Below are 3736 nucleotides of genomic sequence, written 5' to 3'. Positions count from 1 at the left end.
CTTTACCCTGCGCACGGATATCGCAGATGGCAAGCTGGTCTATGTCAGCGAGGCAGGACCCACCAAGGGTCAGGTCAACCCTGATCTGCAGGTAGCAGAGGGTGCGGTTGTACAGATCAACGTGGTCAATGGCGATGGCGCTTTGCATGACCTGGCCATCCCCGAGTTCGACGTCAACTCCGATCAGATTGGTGGCAAGGGCTCCGCTACCGCGGTTGTATTCCGGGCTAACAAGAGCGGCGTGTTCGAATACCTGTGTACCTTGCCGGGACACAAGGCGGCGGGGATGTTCGGCAAGCTGATTGTCGGTAACACGCAGGAGCTGCCAGCGAGTGAGTTTCCTGATCTTTCCAAGGATCCCCGCCAGGTGGGCGAGCCGGTAGGCAAGCGCGGCCCCAAGGAGGTCAATATTGATCTGGAAACTACCGAGGTACAGGGCCGCCTGAACGACGGCAGCAGCTACAAGTTCTGGACATTCAACAATACCGTTCCCGGCCCGATGATTCGCGTGCGTGTTGGTGACACCGTAAATGTCACCATGAAGAACTCGATCGACAGCGCGCACATCCATTCAGTGGATTTTCACGCTGCTACCGGCCCCGGCGGCGGCGCGGCGGTAACCCAGGCTGCTCCGGGCCAGTCCAAGAGCTTTTCGTTCAAGGCGCTGGCGCCGGGCCTGTATGTCTATCATTGCGCCACACCGATGGTCGCTCAACATATCACCAACGGGATGTACGGCATGATTCTGGTCGAGCCCGAGGGTGGTCTGAAGCCAGTCGACAAGGAGTTCTATGTGATGCAGGGCGAGCTCTATACTGCTCAGGCCCATGGCTCCGCAGGCCTTCAGGAGTTCTCACTGCAGAAAATGCTGGATGAGAATCCCGGGCACATGATGTTCAACGGCTCCATGGACGCGCTGACCAAGACCTACAAGATGGAATCGAGTGTCGGTGACGACGTACGGATCTTCTTCGGCGTCGGTGGCCCGAACCTGGTCTCTAGCTTCCATGTGATCGGCGAAATTTTTGATCGGGTATATGATCAGGCCTCCCTGACCAGCCCGCCGTTGACTGATGTGCAAACCACCCTGGTGCCCGCCGGTGGCGCCACCATGGTGGAGTTCAAGACCGAGTATCCTGGCAAATACACCCTGGTCGACCATGCCCTGGCCCGGGCAGAAAAGGGCTTGGTCGGTTTGCTCACCGTGAATGGCGATGCGGATTCCGAGATCTTCCACAGTCAAGAAGATGCAGCCGAGAGCGCTGGTCACTGAGCTAAACTGCCGAGTAGTAGGTAAGCAAAGCCGGGCCTGTCTTTACAGGCCCGGTTTCATTTCAACTCTGAATCAGTCCGGTGCAGCCTGTCGTTGCCGGGCAGTTGGTGGCGAGCTGGCGCCCACCATTGCGGCAGCAGGCTGCGCACCGCACGCTGGCCAAAGCGGTCATCAAGGAGAAATATCACGCCCTTGTCCTGTGGGGTGCGGATAACCCGTCCGGCGGCCTGAACCACCTTCTGGATGCCCGGAAACAGGTAGGTGTAGTCATACCCGGTGCCAGCGCCGAACATGTTCTGCATGCGGCTCTTGATTTCCTCGTTGACCGGGTTCACCTGGGGCAGTCCCAGTGTCGCGATGAATGCCCCGATCAGTCGGTCCCCTGGCAGATCGATTCCCTCGCCAAAAGCGCCGCCGAGTACCGCAAAACCTATTCCCCGCGATTGGCTAGTGAAGCGTTGCAGAAAATCCTGCCGTTCGGTCTCGTTCATGCTGCGTGACTGCACCCAGACGGGTATCTGCGGGTGGGCCCGGGTGAACGCGTCAAGCACCTGCTGCAGGTACGCATAGCTGCTGAAGAAGGCCAGATAATTGCCCGGCTGCACCCGGTATTGCTCGGCCATCAGCTGGCTGATGGGTTTCAGGCTGGCGCCCCTGTGCTGATAACGGGTAGAGAGATTGCCAGTAATCCGTACGTCGAGCTGTCCGGCCTGAAAGGGCGACTCCACATCCAGCCATTGATACTCTTCGGGCAGGCCCAGCAGATCGGCGTAGTAGTTTGGCGGGCTCAGCGTGGCAGAGAACAGGGTGCTGCTGTGTGCTGCGGCAAAGCGCGGCGCGAGAAAGGGGGCGGGTACCACGTTGCGCAGGCATAACCGGGACAGCGTGCGTGAGCCGGGTGATGGCAGCCGGGTGATATCGAATAGCGAATGGGGGCCGTAGGCCTCGGCCAGCCGGCAGAACAGCATGGCGTCAAGGTAGAACCGCAACAGGGCCGCGTCGTTGCCGTTGGGCTGATCGGTCAGATGATCGGTTATCGCGCCCACGGATTTCTGCAGGCTGATGACAAACAGGTCGGCAATCGCCGGATAGACCTGATACGGCGCCTCCTGATCCTTGTGCAGCTGATTCCAATGACGCGCAACGCGGTCAAGCGCACTCTTTAGTCCTGATGGAGAAATCCTTCGTAACTCATTGAAACGAATCTGATCGAGCTCGGCGGTATACATGCTTCGGCCACGTTCAACCAGATTGTGGGCCTCGTCGGTCAACAGGGTCACGCGCCAGTCATTGATCACCGTCAGCCCAAAAAGCAGCGCGGTCATGTCGAAGTAATAGTTGTAGTCGCATACCACCACGTCGGACCAGCGGCACAGTTCCTGGCTCAGGTAATAAGGGCAGACCTGATGCTTCAGAGCGACATCGCGCACCGCCTGCTGATCGAGCCAGCGGCGCTTGAGCGCCGCTTTGCGCGCGGCCGGCAAGCGGTCGTAGAAACCCTGCGCCAACGGGCAGGACTCACCGTGGCAGGCGCGGTCAGGATGTTCGCAGGCCTTGTCGCGGGCAACATGCTCGAGCACGCGCAGGGGCATGTCCGCTTCCTGACTGCGTAACGTGGCCAGGGCGTCCAGACCCAGGCGGCGACCTGGCGTCTTGGCGGTCAGAAAGAACAACCGGTCGAGTTTCTGGCCGGGAAACGCCTTGAGCTGGGGGAACAGGGTGGCCAGCGTCTTGCCGATGCCGGTCGTCGCCTGGGCCATCAGGGTCCTGCCGTCGCGCGCGGCCCGGTACACGGACTCGGCGAGCTGGCGCTGGCCCCGGCGATAGCTCGGATGCGGAAAGCTCAGCCGCTCCAGACTCTGGTCGCGGTCGATCCGGTGGGCGGCTTCCTGCTCGGCCCAGGCCAGAAAACGCGAACACTGCAGCTCGAAGAATTCACGTAGCGTATCCGCGCCGAAGCGCTCGCGCAGTACGGTCTCCTTCTGGCTGATCACATTGAAATACACCACCGCCAGATCCACTTCCGCCAGCTCCAGCTCTGCGCAGAGCAGCCAACCGTAAACCTTGACCTGCGCCCAGTGCAGCAGGCGGTGATTCTGCGGAATGCGGTTGACATCGCCGCGGTGGGTTTTGACCTCTTCCAGCAGGTTCAGCTCCGGGTCATAGCCATCCGCGCGGCCGCTTATCTGCAGATTCCGGTAGCTGCCGCTCAGCGCCACTTCGCACAGGTAACCGGCGCCCCGGCGCGAGGCCACGGTGCGGTGGCCTGCCATGCCTTCCTGGGCTGTGGGTGCCGGGGTGAAGCGCAAATCCAGGTCGCCTTCCTTGGCGGTGAATTCACACAGACTGCGCACCGCGACCCGGTAACTCATGCATCGGTCCAACGCACATGGCAGACATCCACCGGCATGCCGTGGCGAGCGCAAAAGGCGATCCAGCGTCGCTGGTTATCCTGTAACCGGT

3 protein-coding genes are annotated in these 3736 nt (G+C 60.8%); 1 reads left to right on the top strand and 2 read right to left on the bottom strand.

Annotated features, from left to right (window positions below; all coding sequences use genetic code 11):
* Positions 1-1273: copper-containing nitrite reductase (gene nirK / locus ABYA88_RS15670; protein WP_373188321.1), on the top strand; the 1273-nt coding region annotated here is incomplete at its 5' end.
* A 56-nt stretch (positions 1274-1329) separates the two neighbouring features.
* On the opposite strand, the gene ABYA88_RS15665 is transcribed toward nirK, so the two are convergent.
* Positions 1330-3645 carry an ATP-dependent DNA helicase gene (locus ABYA88_RS15665; RefSeq protein ID WP_373188319.1) on the bottom strand — a complete coding sequence of 772 codons (2316 nt, stop codon included), beginning with the start codon at positions 3643-3645 and terminating at the stop codon, positions 1330-1332.
* The coding region (locus ABYA88_RS15660; protein WP_373188322.1) for a VRR-NUC domain-containing protein at positions 3642-3736 on the bottom strand (95 nt) is incomplete at its 5' end. The genes ABYA88_RS15665 and ABYA88_RS15660, both read right to left, overlap by 4 nt.

It is taken from the genome of Halopseudomonas sp. (assembly GCF_041579695.1).
Classification (GTDB): Bacteria; Pseudomonadota; Gammaproteobacteria; order Pseudomonadales; family Pseudomonadaceae; genus Halopseudomonas.
This window is presented reverse-complemented; position numbering and strand designations above follow the sequence as displayed.